Genomic DNA, 16,496 nt, shown 5'->3' on the forward strand with positions numbered 1-16,496 from the left:
CCCTTGCCGTGGCCGCCCCGCGTCACTCCGGTTGGGTCAGGTCCTCCATGAGCTCGGGGAGTTGGCGGAGCCTGGACAGGGTCTGCGTCACCAGACGTACGGCGCCGTCGGCGCGGTGCCGGGCGATGGGGCGGGCATGGGTGGCCCCGCCGGCCTGCCGCCTCAGCCTCTCCAGGAGCTCGCCGGCTTCGGCGGACGTCTCGTGCAGCCGGCGAATGCGGTCCTCGACGCGGGTGACCAGGGCATCGACGGTGGGCTCGTCGGCTTCGACCGGCTCCTTGCCGACGGGCTCCTCTCCGGCGGACTCCTTCTCCGGCGGCTCCTGCTCGGGCGGTGGCGTCCGGTGGGCAGGGGCGAGGGCGGGCTCGGGGGCGGGTTCAGGGTCGGGCGGGAAGCCCGGTGCCGAGGGGGCCGGGGCGGGGCGCGACGTCACTGCCGTCTTGCGGCGACCCGTCCCGTTCTCCTTCGGGAACTCCCTGTCGAACCAGAAAGGCGTCATCTCCCGGCCCGGCATCTCCCTCCCCGAGACGCCGACCTGCCACGGCTTCCGGTCACCGTCGTCCATCGCGGCCACGAGCGCCCTCAGCACCCCGACCGCCATGATCCGGCTCTTCTCGTGCCGCAGGGCCTGCAACGAGTTCGTGACGCTCCGGCGCGAGCGGCGCATCCGCTCGCCCGCGTCGCCGATCATCTCCTGGCCGTCGAGCGAGCCGCGGTCGGCCTCGATGATGCCGAAGGACGCCAGCCAGTGGGCCGCGCGGTAGGCCACCAGCTCCTCGAAGGCCGCGTCGTCGGTGTCGGCGGTCGCCAGGAGGTCGGGCAGTCGGCGGCCGGAGAGGACGATGCCCTCACGGACCTTGAGGCCGAACACCTGTCCGACGCGTGGGTTCCACGGCTGCGGGTAGCTCTCGGAGGTGAGAGCGGACCAGGTTCTGGCCCGCTGATCGATCTCCGGCTTACTGAGCTGTGACGGCGGATTCTCACTGAGCGCGCGCCGCAGCAGATGGCGCCGGTGCGCATCCACAGGGAACAGCTCCAGCAGCAGTTTCATCGACCGCAGGTCGCGCAGCTCGGAGACCTCCATGTCCGGTGTCGCGTCCGGCAGTTCGCGGATCGGCGCGAGCCCCGAGAGCACTTCCGCCGTCTTCTCGCTCATCACGCGCCGGGCCACGTACATGCCGAGAACGCTGCGCCCCAGCGCGCGTGAACGGTTGATGGGGTCGAACTCCAGGGGCGGGTGCACATGGTCACGCCGGTTGTTCATCTGCACGATGCGGAACAGCCGCTGCGGGGTCGGGGTGCCGATCACCAGATGGGACTCCACCACGGCGATGGCGGCCGCCCGGCGGGCCCGGGAGCCGTTCGTGGGGTCGAGGTCGTCCGTCGCCTCCGCGTACTCCTTGTTGAGCAGGGTGGAGAACTCGGTGAGCCAGACATGGGGATCGAAGATGACGCCGTCGCCGTTCCTGCCCAGCTTTTCCACCGGGACACCGGCCAGTACCTCACCGGAACTCAGCCGGAAAATCGACTGACGCTTCTGCGTTCGATTGTTTCCGCGGACCGCCATCCATCCCCAGTACGCGGCCGGATAAAGGGGATTGCCGTCAGAGTCCCTTTCCGGCTCCTCGTCCAGGCGCACCTGCTGGGGAACGTACATCGCGGGGTCCTGCTGGCCGTTGAGGACCAGGTCCTCCTCCAGGTCATAGGGGCGGACCCGGTCCACGCGCATGAGGGCGTTCGCCGCGTCCTCGGCGTTCATCATCAGCGCGTGCCGGTTGGGCACCACGCTTTCCAGCGCGGCGAGACAGGTCTCGCTCCCGTCGCCGACGACTCCCTTCCACGGCCGCACCGGAGCCAGGGTCCGCTCCGTGCCGTGCCCGACCGTCGGGTCGGCCATGGAGCGCCAGATCGAGCTGATCCGCTCGTTGTGCCCCCACTGCACGCCTCCGACTCCGTGCATACGGACGAGGGCGACGACCATGTCACCGGCATCGGTGTGCACACGCCGGACCGCGCTTCCCTTGAGTCTGCGTACGCCATTGGCGTCCGCCTCGCCCAGCGTGTCCTCGGGCTCGACGACGAAGGGCGCGATGTTCTCCAGAGCGCCACGGGGCAGATTCACCCCCTCGGTCGCCAGTACGGCATCAATCCAGGCCTGTTGACGCTCCTGTGAGACCGGAAGGGGAAACGGCCCCGGGGAGCCGGATTTGCCCGCAGGCTCGTCACCGGAGGCAGGCAAGGAAGCAAGCACGTCGTAAACCCTTCACATGACGGAGCGGTGGACGGAGACAGGCTCCCGCCCCGGGCATATGACCGCCAAGTGATTGTCGTATCGCAAGTCAATTCGACCGATCGAGGGGCGTTAGAAAAAACAAAGAGCGCGGCTTCGCGGTCTCAATTCAGAGAAAGGGTGCGAGCTGAGATGCGAACTACTGTTCCCGGGTTGACCCGATGGTGAGGCGGCGCTACAGACGTCACGCCCCGCTCACCGCCGTCAGCAACGCCAGCGGTGCCGCCGCCGACTTCGATTCCAGGGCGCACGCGTGGGGGTACGGGACCGGCACCGGGTACGCCGCCTTGTCGTAGCCCGCGATGACCTCCGGGAGGCGGCCGTCCGCCGTGGCGGCGGCGGAGACCAGGCCACGCGCCACCGTGCGGGCCTCGTCGTGCAGGCCGTAGCGCGCGAGGCCCAGCGCGATCAGGGCGTTGTCGTGCGGCCACACCGAACCCCGGTGGTAGGAGAGCGGATGGAACGCGGGCTGCCCGGCCGCGACCGTCCGTACGCCCCAGCCCGAGAAGAAGTCCGGCTCCAGGAGCCGTCGGCCCACCGCCTCGCCGTACTCCTTGTCGAGCAGCCCCGACCACAGCAGGTGCCCGGCGTCCGAGGCGAGCGCGTCGACCTGGCGGCCCTCGCCGTCCAGCGCGAGCGCCGGGAAGTTCTGCCCCGGCATCCAGAAGTCCCGCTGGAAGCGGTCCCGCAGGTCGGCCGCCGCCTGCGCGAGCAGATCCGCGTACACGGGGTCGTCCCAGACGGTCCGCGCCAGCCAGGCGGTGCGGCACAGGGCGTCGTACGCGTACCCCTGCGCGCCCGCGGCCATGACCGGCCCGCTCGCCCCGCTGCCGTCGGCGGAGCAGATCGCGCCGGGCGAGTCCTTCCAGTTCTGGTGGGCGAGGCCGCCCCGGTCCGCGCGGTAGACGAGGTAGCCGCGCGAGGTGAGCCCGCCGTGGTCCAGCATCCAGCTCACGGCGGCGCGCGCGGCCGGTTCGAGGCGGCGGGCGAGCGCGGTGTCCCCCGCCTGCTCGGTGTACGCGCCGAGCAGCACCAGGAACAGCGGCGTCGCGTCCACCGAGCCGTAATAGCGGCCGAACGGCACCTGCCCGAAGTGGGCGAGTTCCCCGTGCCGCACCTCGTGGACGATCTTGCCGGGCTGGGCGACCGCGCCCGGCACGGCCTCCGTGGCCTGCGTCGCGGCGAGCGCGGGCAGCGTCGCCGCCGCCGGACCCGGCACATGGGGCAGGGCGAACAGCGAGGTCAGCAGGGCGTCGCGGCCCCGCAGGGTGAGGAACCAGGGCACGCCCGCGCCCGGCACGCTCAGCGCCTCGCCGTCCGGTCCCGTCGCCGGGACCCTCAGCACCGCGAGGTCGGAGAGGCCGCGCGCGCAGACGTCGGCGAGGGCGGGCCATCCGCTGATCAGCGTGAAGCCGGACCACAAGTCTTCGCGCACGGCGTCCAGTTGACGAACGGCCTCGGCGGGTGAGTCAGGCGGCCGGGGCGCTGCCTCCCCGTGCGGAGACGCGGCGGCACGCAGTGCCACCTCCACCGTGTCGTGGGCGTCGAGCTCCAGCGTCCATACGAGGCGACGCGCGCCGGCGCCCGTCTCCTCGACCGCGTCCGGCGCGGGGTCGGCGGTCACCGTGGTGCGGGCCCGCCATTCGCCGCGCCGGTAGCCGAACTCGACCCCCCGCACACCGTCGTCACCGTCGAGCGCCCGCCGGGTCCTGACGGCGCCCGGCTTGGCGTACGTACGGTGATCGGCGCGCAGCTCGAACTGGTCGGTGAAGTCGGCGTCCACGGTCAGCGCGATCCGCACCCGGGTCGCCACCGGGCGGTTGCTCACGATCCGCAGGGACTCCACGAAGGCGCCGTCGGCGACGGCCTGTTCACGCAGGATCGTGTACGCGGGCGGCTCCTGGCGGCCGCCGCGCGGCACGAGCACGCAGCGCGCCGCGCCGGTGGCGCCCGCGGACATCTCGACCGGCGCGAGGACCTCGGGCACGGCTCCGTCGACGGTCAGCTGCCAGCGGCTCACATGCCGCGCGTCCCGTACGAACAGGCCGTCCGGCCCCGCGCCACCGCCCCGCGCGCCGCCGACCCCGCTGATGTCACCGCCCGTGCCGACGGCCACGAACGTCCGTCCCCGCACCAGCAGCCGATGCCGGTCACTCATGCCCCCACCCCTCTCCCTCGGCCCCTTCGAAGAGCCCGTCCCGTCCCTCGCGCAGCAGGTCCAGCGTGAGCGCCGCCGTCCAGCCGAAGCCGCGCGCGCCGCATCCCTCGCCCGTGTACGGATCCACGTACTCGGCGAAGCCGGACGCGCCCGCCACGTCGAGCATGTCCGCGCGCAGCCCGTCCGCCAGGGCCTGCTCGCCGTGCAGCCGGAGGCCTTTTTCCAGCAGCCAGTTGGTGTTGAACCACGCCGGTCCGCGCCAGTAGCGGCGCGGGTCGAAGGCGGCCCCGGTCAGGTCGTGGCTCGGCACGAGCCGCGCCGGGCCGCCGAGCCCGAAGTGCGGGCCGCGGGCGGTGCGCACCAGGGCGGCGGCGACGCCGGGCGGCAGCGCGGGCAGCACCAGCGGGATCAGTCCGGTCACGCCCCGCTCGCCGATGAGTTCCCCGGAGCACAGGTCGCGGCAGAGGAACAGCTCCCGCTCCGGGTCCCACAGACGTGCCACGAGGGCCTCCGTCAGGGTCCGGGCGCGGGCGCGGTGCGCGCAGGACCGCGCCACCGGGCCGTCCAGCTCCGCGTCGATCAGCGCGAGTGCGTGCTCCGAGGCGATCAGCAGGGCGTTGAACGCGGGGTCCTCGACGCGGAACGCGCCCTGGCCGGCACCGGGGCCGGCCGCGTCGGGCGGTCCCGTCACGTCGGCGTACCCCCGGTCGCGGTAGTCCGCCGCGAGCCGCACATACCGCCCGTAGTCCGCGTCGGTCGGCCGGTCCTCGGGCGCCCCGTGGTCCAGGTCCGCGCGGCGGAAGGCGCCCGGATCCGCCGGTGCCACGCGGCTCAACGGGCCGTCCCAGCAAGGGCTGTTGTCCATGCCCTGCTCCCACGGGTGCAGCACGGCGGCGAGCCCCGCCCCGCCCGCGTCCCTGTCGCCCAGGAGATAGCGGTGCCAGGCGGTGAGGCGGGGGCGGAGGCGGGCGAGGAAGGAGCGGGCACGGGAGAGGCCGGGGTCGGCGCGGTGCACGAGCCAGGCGGCGAGCGCGTGCACCGGGGGCTGCACGATGCCGGAGGTCTGCACGTCGGCGGGGGCTCCGGCCGCCCTGCCCGCCGTGGCCGACCGCCAGAAGTCGGGGCTCGGGAAGTAGGCGTCGAGGGGCACGGCGTCGTTGAAGACGATGTGCGGGATGCGGCCGTCGCCCCACTGGGCCGACAGCAGCGTCTCCAGCTCCAACTGGGCCCGCAGCGGCGAGAGGTGACGCAGGCCGATCGCGATGAACGCGGAGTCCCAGGACCACTGGTGAGGATAGAGCGCCCGGGACGGCACGGTCGAGGTCCCCGTCCAGTTCGCCCACAGCACCTCGGCGGCGCGCTCCCGCAGCTGGCCCCGCGACAGGGCGGCGGCCCGTCGGGCGGGGCGGTGCGCCGCGAGGGGATGGGTGGTCGTGCTGCGGTCCACGCGGATCTCCCGGAGGCTTTCGACGTCCCGTCAGTTCGGTGCCCGGCACTCTAGAGTTACGTCTACTTCACACGCAAAACCCAATATGTAACGCTGAGTTGACGAGCACAAGGGGTACGTGGCGGGTTGCGCCGGGGCAATCCGGAATACGCCGTGGACCGTGTCGGCCGTACGGTGAGCGCCGGCGAAGACACGTTCGATCGGGAGGGACTCATGGGCGATCGGGAGGGACTCATGGGCTCGGCACGCCGCGGCACCACCACGGAGGGCTCCGCGCCCCCGGCGAACGAGCCCACCGGCACGGGCGACGGCACCGCGCCGGCCGCGCGCCCCCTCCCGCGCGCCCGCGCCGCCGCGGGTCAGTCCGGCGCCGGCGAACTGCTGCACCTCGTACGCAGCGGCCGGGCCACCACCCGCGGCGCCCTTCAGGAGGTCACCGGCCTGTCGCGGGCCACGGTGGGGCAGCGGCTCGGGCGGCTCTTCCGGGCCGGGTGGGTGCGGGAGGGGGCCGGGGGCCCGGTGGACTCGCCGCTCGGCGGGCGGCCCGCGCTGCGCCTGGAGTTCGACGAGACGCACGCCGTGGTGCTCGCCGCCGCCCTGGAGACCCGGCACGCCCGCACCGCCCTGCTCACCCTCGGCGGCGAGATCATCGCCGAGCGGTCGGGACCCGTCGCCGTGGAGGACGGCCCCGACGCGGTCCTCGGCGGACTGGGCGCCCGCTTCGGTGAGCTGCTGCGCGAGAGCGGGCGGTCCGCCGCGTCGGTCTGCGGCATCGGGCTGGCCGTGCCGGGCCCCGTGGACACCGGGACGGGCCGCGTCGTCCAGCCGCCGATCATGCCGGGCTGGGACGGCTACGACATAAGGACCCGCCTGCGCCGGGCGTTCACCGAGGCCCCCGACCTCCCCGTCCTCGTCGACAACGACGCCAACCTCATGGCGTACGGCGAGCAGCACACCCACTACCCGCACTGCGCGGCCTTCGCCCTGGTCAAGGTCTCCACGGGGATCGGCGCGGGTGTCGTGGTGGACGGCGCGGTCTACCGGGGCATCGACGGCGGCGCGGGCGACATCGGCCACATCCGGGTGCCCGAGGGAGCGGACGCGCTGTGCCGGTGCGGCTCGCACGGCTGCCTCGCCGCCGTGGCCAGCGGCGGGGCGGTGGCCCGCAGACTGACGGAGGTGGGCGTCGCGGCGGCCTCCGGCTCAGATGTGCGGGCGCTCCTGGAGGCGGGCCACCCCGAGGCCGTACGGTTCGCGCGCGAGGCGGGGCGGCATGTCGGCGAGGTCCTGGCGACCGTCGTGACCCTCCTGAACCCGGGCGTTCTCATGATCGCCGGAGATCTGGCCGGAACCCCCTTCCTCACGGGCGTACGTGAGCTGCTGTACCAGCGAGCCCTGCCCCGCTCCACCGCCCACCTGGACGTCGTCACCTCCCGCCTGGGCGAGCGCGCGGCCCTGATCGGCGCGGCAACGCTCGTGGTGGAGCACTTGTACGCGCCCGGCCGGGCGGAGGAGCGGCTCGCCGCCCTGGGGGTGTAGCGGCCGTGGGCGGCGTCTCCCGTGGTGGGCGCGGCGCGTCCGGATGGTGACATCGCGTCGCTCCAAACGGCGTGATTCTCGCCACCCCTGATAGGCCTTGCGCTCAGATGAGCGCTTCATGGGCGGCTGCACTTCTCCAAGGGGTGGCACTCAGTGCCAATGCTCGATCATTCATGAAGTGAACTCACATCTGAGAATATCTCGCTCGTTTGAGCGTTTACCAGGATCTACGGGGGTTGCAACTTCAAGACTTGAACACAACGGTCGGCCTCCCCCTACCCCCGGGTCACTTTCGATCTAGCGGCGGACGGGTGGTTACGGCCGCATGACGCGCAAGTGGACGTACCCACGCGCCTTCGATCTGGGTATGTTCCTCGCCGTCAGGGCAGCCACCGAGTCCTCGAGGAGTCGAGACCCGTGTCGGAAAACAAAGATCCCCACGTAGCTCACACGAGTGAGACGACCGCGGCGACCGAGGGGGTGAAGTTCGTTTACGACTTCACCGAGGGCAACAAGGACCTCAAGGACCTTCTCGGCGGCAAGGGCGCGAACCTCGCCGAGATGACCAATCTCGGGCTGCCCGTCCCTCCGGGCTTCACCATCACCACCGAGGCGTGCAAGACGTACCTCGGCAGCGGTGCGGAGCCGGCCGAGCTGCGCGACGAGGTCAGCGCGCACCTCGACGCCCTGGAGAAGAAGATGGGCAAGAAGCTGGGTCAGGCCGACGACCCGCTGCTCGTCTCGGTCCGCTCGGGCGCCAAGTTCTCCATGCCCGGCATGATGGACACCGTCCTGAACATCGGGCTCTCCGACAAGTCCGTGACCGGCCTCGCCAAGCAGTCCGGCGACGACCGCTTCGCGTGGGACTCCTACCGCCGGCTCATCCAGATGTTCGGCAAGACCGTCCTCGGCGTCGACGGGGACCTCTTCGAGGACGCCCTTGAGGCCGCCAAGAAGGCGAAGAAGGTCGCGGTCGACACCGACCTCGAAGCGGCCGACCTGAAGAAGCTGGTCACCAAGTTCAAGAAGATCGTCAAGGCGGAGGCCGGGCGGGACTTCCCGCAGGACCCGCGCGAGCAGATGGACCTCGCGATCCGTTCGGTCTTCGAGTCGTGGAACACCGACCGCGCCAAGCTCTACCGCCGCCAGGAGCGCATCCCGCACGACCTCGGCACGGCCGTCAACGTCTGCTCGATGGTCTTCGGCAACCTCGGCCCGGACTCCGGCACGGGCGTCGCGTTCACCCGCGACCCGGCCAGCGGCCACCAGGGCGTCTACGGCGACTACCTCCAGAACGCGCAGGGCGAGGACGTGGTGGCGGGCATCCGCAACACCGTGCCGCTCGCCGATCTGGAACAGCTGGACAAGAAGTCGTACGACCAGCTCATGCAGATCATGGAGACCCTCGAAACGCACTACAAGGACCTGTGCGACATCGAGTTCACCATCGAGCGCGGCCAGCTGTGGATGCTCCAGACCCGCGTCGGCAAGCGCACCGCCGGTGCCGCCTTCCGCATCGCGACGCAACTCGTCGACCAGGGCCTGATCGACGAGGCCGAGGCGCTCCAGCGCGTCAACGGCGCGCAGCTCGCGCAGCTGATGTTCCCGCGCTTCGACGCGGACTCCAAGGTGCAGCAGCTCGGCCGCGGCATCGCCGCGTCACCGGGCGCCGCGGTCGGCAAGGCCGTCTTCGACTCGTACACCGCGATCAAGTGGTCGCGTTCGGGCGAGAAGGTCATCCTGATCCGCCGCGAGACCAACCCCGACGACCTCGACGGCATGATCGCGGCCGAGGGCATCCTGACCTCGCGCGGCGGCAAGACCTCCCACGCGGCGGTCGTGGCGCGCGGCATGGGCAAGACCTGTGTCTGCGGCGCCGAGGAGCTGGAGGTCGACACCAAGCGGCGCTGCCTCACCGCGCCGGGCGGCATCGTCGTCGAGGAGGGCGACGTCGTCTCCATCGACGGCTCGACCGGCAAGGTCTACCTCGGTGAGGTGCCCGTCGTGCCCTCCCCCGTCGTCGAGTACTTCGAGGGCCGCATGCACGCGGGCGCCGAGGACGCCGACGAGCTGGTCGCCGCTGTGCACCGGATCATGGCGTACGCGGACCGCGTACGGCGGCTGCGGGTCCGCGCCAACGCGGACAACGCCGAGGACGCGCTGCGCGCCCGCCGCTTCGGCGCGCAGGGCATCGGCCTGTGCCGCACCGAGCACATGTTCCTCGGTGAGCGCCGCGAGATGGTCGAGCGCCTGATCCTCGCCGACGCGGACGGGGAGCGCGAGGACGCCCTCAAGGAGCTCCTGCCGCTGCAGAAGCGGGACTTCGTGGAGCTCTTCGAGGCGATGGACGGCCTGCCGGTCACCATCCGTCTGCTCGACCCGCCGCTGCACGAGTTCCTGCCCGACATCACGGAGCTCTCCGTCCGGGTGGCCCTCGCCGAGTCCCGCAAGGACGCCAACGAGAACGACCTGCGCCTGCTCCAGGCCGTGCACCGCCTGCACGAGCAGAACCCGATGCTGGGCCTGCGCGGCGTACGCCTCGGCCTGGTGATCCCCGGGCTGTTCACCATGCAGGTGCGGGCCATCGCGGAGGCGGCGGCCGAGCGGAAGAAGGCCAAGGGGGACCCGCGTGCGGAGATCATGATTCCGCTCGTCGGCACCGTCCAGGAGCTGGAGATCGTCCGCGAGGAGGCCGAGCAGGTCATCGCGGAGGTCATCGAGTCCACCGGCGTCGAGCTGAAGCTGGCGCTGGGCACGATGATCGAGCTGCCGCGCGCCGCGCTGACGGCCGACCAGATCGCGGAGGCCGCGGAGTTCTTCTCCTTCGGCACGAACGACCTGACGCAGACCGTCTGGGGCTTCTCTCGGGACGACGTGGAGGCTTCGTTCTTCACCGCCTACCTGGAGAAGGGCATCTTCGGGGTCTCGCCGTTCGAGACGATCGACAAGGACGGCGTCGGCAAGCTGGTCAAGGACGCGGTCAAGGCCGGCCGCGCCACGCGCCCCGACCTGAAGCTCGGCGTCTGCGGCGAGCACGGCGGCGACCCGGAGTCCGTGCACTTCTTCCACGAGGTGGGCCTGGACTACGTCTCCTGCTCACCGTTCCGCATCCCGGTCGCCCGTCTGGAGGCGGGCCGCGCGGCCTCGCACTCGGCGGGCAGCGACCACCGGTAGCCAGACCCCGGAGCCGTCGCCGCGTCCCCGACCCTCAACCGATGCGGCGACGGCTCCGGTCCACGATGAAGGGGCGGCACCCTGTGCGGGGGTGCCGCCCCTTCGTGTGTCGTCAGCGCGGAAGGCTTCCGGACCGGTTCCTCGCGATGTTCCGGTTCCTCGCGATGTTCCGGGTCTTCCTGGTGGTGGCCGACTCGGCGAGCAGGGCGAGTACCGCGGGCGACGTCGACGCCTCGGCCAGGAAGCGCTGCATCCAGGCCGTGACCTCCGCCAGCTCAGCCGGGGTCGGCACGTGACCATCCCTGACGGACAGGTAGAACAGCCAGTCGTGGATGCGGCGGCGGATGAACGCGCGGTGCCCCTCCACCCTGAACCGGGCGATCTCCGGCAGCAGTTCGTCCGACCACTGCCGGAACTCGGCAGAGCCGGTCGCCTTCCTCGCGATCTCGTCCACGAGGGCGACCACCGCCACCTTGGCCCCCATCTCGTGCGGGTCGCGCCGGATCGTGGCCACCATCGCGCGGTCCCGGTCGCGGCTCGGTGACGAAGCGGCCGCGGAGACGACGCGCAGATACGCGGACGTCCTGGCGTGCTCGTCCGCGACGGCCTCGTCGACATCCACGTCGTCGATGTCGGCCTCCGCCAGCAGCTCGGCCACATCGGAGCGCAACGTCATCGCTTCATCCCCCTCGCCTGCGTGCGTACGCGCGTACGTGAACTGCGTGTGCTCGCAGGGTGAGCCGCGGCGGGGATCAGCCGCCCGACGTGTCCAGCTCCGCGTCCTCGCCGACGCCCGCGCAGTCGTAGGGGTCCTTCAGCCAGCCGTCCGGCAGGACCACGCGGTTGTTGCCCGACGTACGGCCGCGCGGGCCGTCCGCGCCCGCCGGCCAGTCCTGGTCGAGGTCCAGCTCGCCGAGGCCGTCCTCCAGTTCGGCCAGCGACGAGGTGATCGCGAGGCGCTTGCGCATCTCCGAGCCGACCGCGAAGCCCTTCAGGTACCAGGCCACGTGCTTGCGGAAGTCGATGACGCCGCGCGACTCGTCGCCGATCCACTCGCCGAGCAGCGTCGCGTGGCGGAGCATGACCTCGGAGACCTCGCGCAGGGTCGGCGCCTGCGGTGCGCCCGTGCCCTCGAAGGCCGCGACCAGGTCACCGAAGAGCCACGGCCGACCGAGGCAGCCGCGGCCCACGACGACGCCGTCGCAGCCGGTCTCGTCCATCATCCGGACCGCGTCGGCCGCCGACCAGATGTCGCCGTTGCCGAGCACCGGGATCTCCGGCACGTGCTCCTTCAGGCGCGCGATGGCGTCCCAGTCCGCCGTGCCGCCGTAGTGCTGGGCGGCCGTGCGGCCGTGCAGCGCGATCGCCGTCACGCCCTCCTCGACCGCGATGCGGCCCGCGTCCAGGAAGGTGATGTGGTCGTCGTCGATGCCCTTGCGCATCTTCATCGTCACGGGAAGATCGCCCGCGCCGCTGACCGCTTCCTTCAGGATCGCGCGCAGCAGAGGCCGCTTGTACGGGAGCGCGGAGCCGCCGCCCTTGCGCGTCACCTTGGGGACGGGGCAGCCGAAGTTCAGGTCGATGTGGTCGGCCAGGTCCTCTTCCGCGATCATCCGGACGGCCTTGCCGACCGTCGCCGGGTCGACGCCGTACAGCTGGATCGAGCGCGGCTTCTCCGTCGCGTCGAAGTGGATCAGCTGCATCGTCTTCTCGTTGCGCTCCACCAGGGCGCGCGTCGTGATCATCTCGCTGACGAAGAGGCCCTTGCCGCCCGAGAACTCCCGGCACAGCGTGCGGAACGGCGCGTTCGTGATCCCCGCCATGGGGGCGAGGACGACGGGCGGCTGTACGGTGTGCGGGCCGATCGTGAGGGGCTGGGACGGCATGGGGGCTCTCCGGGACGGACGACGGGACCCTCTATTGTCCCTCACTCCCCGGACTGCCCCTCACTCCTGCTCCCTCGACAGCTCCGCCAGCCGTTCCAGGCGCTCCTCCGTCTCGTCGTCGGCCGGGACGTACGTGATGAGGCGGTGCGCGTGCGCCAGTGGCGCCATCCACAGCATCCGGTGCTCCAGGCGCAGCAGCCCCACCTCCGGGTGCTGATAGCGCTTGACGTGTGGGGACACCGTCGCCACCTCGTGCCGCTCCCACAGTTCGCGGAACTCGGCGGACACTTCGAGCAGCCGGTCCCTCAGCTCCCGCCAGGCGGGCTCCGCGCCGTGCTCGGCCATGGCGGCGCGGAACTTCGCGGTCAGGTCGCGCAGCATCTCGTCCCGGTCGAGGAAGGTCGCCCGCCACCTGTCGTCGGTGGCCAGGAGCCACAGACAGTTGCGGTCACGGGGCTCCATCGCGTCGAAGTCGCCGAAGACGTGGGTCCAGGGACGGTTGTACGCGAGGACGTCGTAGCGGCCGTTCTGCACCGTCGCCGGATAGGGGGCGACGCGGTGCATGAGGCGCCTGACCTGCGCGGACAGCGCCGTGCACTCGGCCTCGGGGCGCGGGTCGACGGCGCCGCCGAGAGCGAAGAGATGGGCGCGTTCGCTCGGGTCCATGAGCAGCGCCCTGGCGATGGCGTCCAGGACCTGCGCCGACACCTTGATGGGCCGCGCCTGCTCCAGCCACGTGTACCAGGTGACGCCCACGGAGGAGAGCTGCGCGACCTCCTCGCGGCGCAACCCCGGCGTGCGCCGCCTCGGACCGCGCACCAACCCCACCTGCTCGGGCGTCACGCGCTCACGGCGGCTGCGGAGGAAGGCGGCGAGTTCCTGCCCGCGGATGTCTGCACCGGTCACGGAGCAAGGCTGCCCGATGCCGCAGCCTGTTTCCAGGTACGGCTGGTACCAGGATAAAGAGACTCTGGTACCCCTCTGCGGGCCGCAACATCGTCGTAGCCGTGACTCTCAAGCCCGACTTCGAGAAGACTCCCGTGCGAGCCATCGCGCCCACGGGCCCCGCCCCGCTGACCCCACTGCCCCCGCAAACCGCACAGACCCCGCCCACCCCACTCACCCCGCTGGGTCTGTTCACCGTCCTCCTCGGCGCCGCCCTCTCCAGCATCGACTTCTTCATCGTCAATGTCGCCCTGCCCAGCATCGAACGCGACCTCCACGCCTCCCCCGCCACGCTGGAGATGGTCGTCGCCGGGTACGCGGTCGCCTACGCCGTGCTGCTCGTCCTCGGCGGGCGGCTCGGTGACTCGTACGGGCGCAGGACGCTCTTCCTGTGGGGCGTGGCCGCCTTCGGCCTGACGTCGCTCGCCTGCGGGCTCGCGCCCGGCGCGTGGTGGCTGGTGGGGGCGCGCGTGGCGCAGGGCGCCGCCTCCGCGCTGATGCTGCCGCAGGTCCTCGCCACCATCCACGCCACGACGCGGGGCGAGGGGCGCGCGAAGGCCGTCGCGCTGTACGGCTCGGTGAGCGGACTCGGCGTCCTCCTCGGGCAGGTGCTCGGCGGGGTCCTGGTCGCCGCCGACCTCGCGGGCACCGGCTGGCGCATGGCGTTCCTCGTCAACGTGCCGGTCGCGGTCGCCGCCCTGCTGTGCGCACTACGCGCGGTACCGGACAGCCGGGCCGGGCAGCCCCGCCGCAGCGACACCGGCGGCACCCTCCTGCTCGGTGCCACGCTGACCGCCCTGCTCCTGCCCCTGTCCGAGGGACGGGCCACCGGCTGGCCCCTCTGGTCGCTGCTGACGCTCGCCGCCGCCCCGCCGCTGGCCTGGGCGTTCATCGCCGTCGAACGCCGCGCGGAGCACACCGGCGGCAGCCCGCTGCTGCCCCCGTCCCTCCTGCGCGCGCCCGGCGTCCGCAGGGGCCTCGTCCTCGGCCTGCCGATCTTCATCGGGTTCAGCGGCTGGATGTTCGTCAGCGCGATCGTGCTCCAGCAGGGCCTCGGCTACGGCGCGCTCAAGGCGGGCCTGACCATCGTCCCGATGGGCGTCACGCAGATCGCGGCGTCGATGCTCGCGCCGCGCCTGGTGGCACGGCTCGGCGGCCGGGCGATGACGCTCTGCGCGCTGGTGCACGGCTTGGGCCTGGTGGTGCTCGCCCTGACGGTGCTGTGGCTGCCGTGGCCCTCGCTCGGCCCCTTGGCGCTGGCGCCCGGTCTGGCCCTGTGCGGCCTCGGCCAGGGCGTCGAACTCGCCCTCTACTACCGGATCGTGCTCGCCGCGGTGCCCTCCGCGCGGGCGGGCGCGGGCAGCGGTCTGGCGGCCACCGTGCAGCAGTCCTGCCTGGCGGTGGGCGTGGCGACGGTCGGCTCGCTCTTCCTCGCGCTGGTGCCGGGACTCGGCATGCGCGACGCGTTCGCCGCCGTACTCGGGGTGCAGTGCGTGGGCCTGCTCGGCCTGGCGGTGCTGAGCCTGGGGCTGCCACGGCGGCTGAGCTGAGCCGGGCCCTGCCCATGCCTGAGGGCTACCGTCGCTTACATGCCCGATGAACTCACCCCCCGCCGACGGATGCTCGTCCTCGCGATCTGCTGCATGAGCCTGCTGATCGTCAGCCTCGACAACACCGTCCTGAACGTCGCGCTCCCCACCATGCGCGAGGAGTTCGACGCGAGCGTCTCGGGCATGCAGTGGACGATCGACGCGTACACCCTCGTCCTCGCCTCGCTCCTCATGCTCGCCGGCTCCACCGCCGACCGCGTCGGCCGCCGCAGGGTCTTCAAGACGGGACTTGTCGTCTTCACCCTCGGCTCGGTGCTCTGCTCCCTCGCGCCGAACCTCGAATGCCTGGTGGCGTTCCGCATGATCCAGGCGGTGGGCGGCTCGATGCTCAACCCCGTCGCCATGTCGATCATCACCAACACCTTCACCGAGCCCCGGGAACGGGCCCGCGCCATCGGCGTCTGGGGCGGCGTCGTCGGCATCTCCATGGCGGCGGGCCCGCTGGTCGGCGGCCTGCTCGTCGACTCGGTCGGCTGGCGCTCGATCTTCTGGGTCAACCTGCCGGTGGGGCTCGCCGCGCTCCTGCTGACCATCCGGTACGTCCCCGAGTCCCGCGCCCCTCGGCCGCGCCGCCCGGACCCGGTCGGGCAGCTCCTGGTGATCGTGCTGCTCGGCGCGGTGACGTACGCGATCATCGAGGCGCCCAGCGTGGGCTGGACCTCCCCGCTGACCCTCGCCTTCGCGGGCGCGGCCCTGGCGGCCCTGCTCGGCCTGCTGGCCTACGAACCGCGCCGCGCCGAACCCCTCATCGACCTGCGCTTCTTCGGGTCGGCGCCGTTCAGCGGGGCGACGGCGATCGCGGTCTGCGCCTTCGCGTCCCTGAGCGGCTTCTTCTTCCTCTCGACGCTCTACCTCCAGGACGTACGAGGCCTGGACGCACTCCACGCCGGCCTGTGGATGCTGCCGATGGCGGCCATGACGTTCGTCTGCGCGCCGCTGTCGGGCCGCCTGGTCGGCAGCCGCGGGCCGCGCCTGCCGCTGCTGATCGCGGGGGTGGCGATGACGGTCTCGGGCGTCCTCTTCGCCGCGTTCGAGGCGGAGGACTCGGGCGGGACGCGCCTGGCCGCATACGTCGTCTTCGGCCTGGGCTTCGGCTTCGTCAACGCCCCCATCACCAACACGGCGGTCGCCGGCATGCCACGCGCCCAGGCGGGCGTCGCCGCGGCGGTCGCCTCCACCAGCCGCCAGATCGGCCAGACCCTGGGGGTGGCGGTGATCGGCGCGGTACTGGCGTCCGGGGTCGCCTCCTCCTCGTACGCGACCGACTTCACGGAGGCGAGCCGCCCCGCCTGGTGGATCATCGCGGGCTGCGGCCTGGCGGTACTGCTCATCGGGGCGCTGTCCAGCGGGCGGTGGGCGCGGGAGACGGCGGAGCGGACGGCGGAACGCCTGGAGAAGCCGGTAATGGCTGACGCCCGACAGATGACGGCTGACGACTGACGGCCCG

10 protein-coding genes are annotated in these 16,496 nt (G+C 72.1%); 4 read left to right on the forward strand and 6 right to left on the reverse strand.

The genetic code is table 11. From position 1 onward, the window contains the following. Positions 1 to 22: 22 nt before the first annotated feature. The 3 genes from ACF062_RS03875 to ACF062_RS03885 all read right to left on the reverse strand — a co-directional run bounded on the left by ACF062_RS03875 (position 23) and on the right by ACF062_RS03885 (position 5,895). The gene (locus ACF062_RS03875; protein ID WP_392135264.1) at positions 23 to 2,122 is read right to left on the reverse strand and encodes a hypothetical protein; all 2,100 of its coding nucleotides are present in this window, start codon (positions 2,120 to 2,122) and stop codon (positions 23 to 25) included. 352 nt (positions 2,123 to 2,474) lie between these two features. Further along, positions 2,475 to 4,448, reverse strand: coding sequence for a glycogen debranching N-terminal domain-containing protein (locus tag ACF062_RS03880; RefSeq protein ID WP_392135266.1), 1,974 nt, complete (start codon positions 4,446 to 4,448; stop codon positions 2,475 to 2,477). After that, positions 4,441 to 5,895: a hypothetical protein gene (locus ACF062_RS03885; protein ID WP_392135269.1), complete on the reverse strand. Its 1,455-nt coding sequence runs from the start codon at positions 5,893 to 5,895 to the stop codon at positions 4,441 to 4,443. Before ACF062_RS03885 ends, ACF062_RS03880 begins: the two co-directional genes overlap by 8 nt. 213 nt (positions 5,896 to 6,108) lie before the next feature. Here ACF062_RS03885 and ACF062_RS03890 point away from each other — a divergent pair, with 213 nt between their 5' ends. Then, positions 6,109 to 7,434, forward strand: a complete 1,326-nt coding sequence (locus tag ACF062_RS03890; protein WP_392135272.1) for an ROK family protein — start codon at positions 6,109 to 6,111, stop codon at positions 7,432 to 7,434. A 417-nt stretch (positions 7,435 to 7,851) separates the two neighbouring features. Further along, positions 7,852 to 10,608: a pyruvate, phosphate dikinase gene (gene ppdK, locus ACF062_RS03895; protein WP_392135275.1), complete on the forward strand. Its 2,757-nt coding sequence runs from the start codon at positions 7,852 to 7,854 to the stop codon at positions 10,606 to 10,608. A gap of 112 nt (positions 10,609 to 10,720) precedes the next feature. Here the strand turns inward: ppdK and ACF062_RS03900 are convergent, their stop codons facing one another. The 3 genes from ACF062_RS03900 to ACF062_RS03910 all read right to left on the reverse strand — a co-directional run bounded on the left by ACF062_RS03900 (position 10,721) and on the right by ACF062_RS03910 (position 13,400). Further along, positions 10,721 to 11,284, reverse strand: a complete 564-nt coding sequence (locus tag ACF062_RS03900; RefSeq protein ID WP_392135278.1) for a hypothetical protein — start codon at positions 11,282 to 11,284, stop codon at positions 10,721 to 10,723. 76 nt (positions 11,285 to 11,360) lie between these two features. Then, the gene (dusB, locus tag ACF062_RS03905) at positions 11,361 to 12,494 is read right to left on the reverse strand and encodes a tRNA dihydrouridine synthase DusB (protein ID WP_392135281.1); all 1,134 of its coding nucleotides are present in this window, start codon (positions 12,492 to 12,494) and stop codon (positions 11,361 to 11,363) included. 60 nt (positions 12,495 to 12,554) lie between these two features. Next, positions 12,555 to 13,400 carry a helix-turn-helix transcriptional regulator gene (locus tag ACF062_RS03910; RefSeq protein ID WP_392135284.1) on the reverse strand — a complete coding sequence of 282 codons (846 nt, stop codon included), beginning with the start codon at positions 13,398 to 13,400 and terminating at the stop codon, positions 12,555 to 12,557. A gap of 101 nt (positions 13,401 to 13,501) precedes the next feature. Between ACF062_RS03910 and ACF062_RS03915 the strand changes: the two genes are divergently transcribed. Both ACF062_RS03915 and ACF062_RS03920 read left to right on the forward strand, forming a co-directional pair. Next, positions 13,502 to 14,989, forward strand: coding sequence for an MFS transporter (locus ACF062_RS03915; protein ID WP_392135287.1), 1,488 nt, complete (start codon positions 13,502 to 13,504; stop codon positions 14,987 to 14,989). 39 nt (positions 14,990 to 15,028) lie between these two features. Further along, a complete protein-coding gene (locus ACF062_RS03920) occupies positions 15,029 to 16,489 on the forward strand; it encodes an MFS transporter (protein WP_392135290.1) in 1,461 nt (486 codons plus the stop codon). Positions 16,490 to 16,496: the final 7 nt, after the last annotated feature.

Origin of the sequence: Streptomyces sp. NPDC015345 (genome assembly GCF_043078805.1) — a bacterium.
In the GTDB taxonomy this organism is placed as follows: Bacteria; Actinomycetota; Actinomycetes; order Streptomycetales; family Streptomycetaceae; genus Streptomyces.